This is a genomic window from Saccharomonospora iraqiensis subsp. paurometabolica YIM 90007 (assembly GCF_000231035.2).
Taxonomy (GTDB): Bacteria; Actinomycetota; Actinomycetes; order Mycobacteriales; family Pseudonocardiaceae; genus Saccharomonospora; species Saccharomonospora paurometabolica.
The window spans coordinates 1-1,950 of the sequence record NZ_KI912243.1; the positions used below are offsets into that span (position 1 = coordinate 1).

Genomic DNA, 1,950 nt, shown 5'->3' on the forward strand with positions numbered 1-1,950 from the left:
GCGGCCGCCGCCCCGGTGTCGGCAGCGCCACCCGTGGGGCCCCGGAGGCCGCGCCGGAAACACCGCCGGAAACACCGCCGGGGACGTCGCGGGACGTCCCGCCGGGCGGCGCGTCGGGTTCCGACTCCCGTCCGGTGCGGGGGTTCTCGATGCAGCCGAGCCAGCGGTTCAGCCCCATCCGGCCCACGCACTCCTGGTTGCACGACAGGCAGGTGCGGATCCGCTCCGGGTGCCCGGCCCGGGCCTTGGCGACGAAGTCCGCGTCGGCGATCTGCCCGCGCACCACGCCGATCAGGTCGGCGTGCCCGTCGGCGAGCGCGCGGTCGGCCTGCACCGGGTCCTTGAACCGGCCGACCCCCACCACCGGCAGGTCCACCTCCTTGCGCAGCGCGCTGGGGATGAACAGGGCGTAGCCGGGGGGAACGCTCATGGACGCCTCGATCATGTGCAGCGTCGAGGTGGCCACGCCGATCGAGGTGTTGAGGTAGTCGACCTTTCCGCTGTCCTCGACCCACCGGGCCACCCGCACGGCGTCGTCGACGGTGGTGCCGTCCTCGATCAGTTCGTCGCCGCACAGCCGCACCCCGAGCGCCAGGTCGTCGCCGATCGCCGCGCGCACGGCGTCGACCAGCCGCAGCAGCAGCCGCGCCCGGTTCTCCAACGGGCCGCCGTAGTCGTCGGTGCGCACGTTGGTGGCGGGGGAGAGGAACCCGCGCACGATCGAGGAGTGCGAACACTGCAGTTCGACCCCGTCGAAGCCGCCCTCGCGGCAGTGCCGCGCCACGGTGGCGTACCCGGCGACGATCTCGTCGATCTCGGCGTGCGTCACCGCGTGCGGGACCTCCCGGAACATCGGGTCCGGCACCGGCGACGGCGCCCACACCGGCAGCCGCGAGTACATGCCCGACGCCTGGCCGCCGTTGTGGTTGAGCTGGGCGAAGATCGGCACCCCGTGCGCGTGCACGGCCTCGGTGATCCGGCGGTACCCGGAGATCACCTCGGGACGGAACCCGTGGATCAGCTTCTCGTACGGCCAGTCCGTCGGGTGGGTGGAGTGCTCCTCGGTGATGATCAGCCCGGTGCCGCCCGCCGCGCGGGCCGCGTAATACGCGGCGTGCTGTGCACTCGGCAGTCCGTCGACGGCGTAGTTCGTCAGGTGCGCCGAGAACACCACCCGGTTGGCCACGGTCACCGGCCCCAGGCGCAGCGGGGTGAACAGGTGCCGGTAGCGGGACGCGGTACTCACCGGGCCACCACCTCCACCCCGGCCGGGTCGACGCCGGTGGTCCGGGCCGCGCCGGAGGCGGGAGTCGCGGACACGGCGAGTGCGGCCCGCCGTCCCTCCAGGACGGCCTCGTGCACCGTCCGCGGGGCGACACGGTCGCCCGCGGGCACCACCCCGGTGTCGGCGGGCAGGGCCCCGTCCGGCACGCGATGTCCACAGTGGACGACGGCGGCCACGTCGACGTCCGTGCGCGCCGCGGTGTGCACGTCGGTGAGCACGATCCGGCCCGGGTGGACCTCGCGCAACGCGCTCCACCGCAGCGACCGCACCCCCGCCCGTTGCAGCCGGGCGTTGGCGTCGGCGAGGTCGCCGGTCAGGGCCAGTTGCGTGCCCACCACCTGGTCCGGGGTGACGAGCGCGACCGGGTGTCCCCGGGCGGCCAGCAGTTCGGCCGTCCCGACACCGGTCGCGTCGCCGACCGGGTCGAACACGGTGAGCGTCCCCGGCGGTGCCCCGGCGAGCGCGGTGTCCGGGTCGCGCAGCACGTCCACCACGTCGAGCACCGTGGCCCCGTCCGCCACCCGATACGGGCGGGGGCCGGGTGCCGAGCCGGTGGCCACCACGACCCGCCGGCCGTCCCGGCGGGCGCGGGCGAGCGTGTCGGCGTCCACCTCCGTCGCCGTGTCGACCCGCACACCGAGGCGGTGCACCTCGGCGGCCAGCCA

General features: G+C 75.0%; 1 protein-coding gene and 1 pseudogene. Both read right to left on the bottom strand.

The window, feature by feature from the left end:
- A partial coding sequence (locus SACPADRAFT_RS0213375) for an oxidoreductase (protein WP_007027451.1) occupies positions 1–1,246 on the bottom strand: 1,246 nt, incomplete at its 3' end.
- Positions 1,243–1,950, bottom strand: a pseudogene (locus SACPADRAFT_RS0213380) (hypothetical protein); the annotation flags it as partial. The pseudogene SACPADRAFT_RS0213380 and the gene SACPADRAFT_RS0213375, both read right to left, overlap by 4 nt.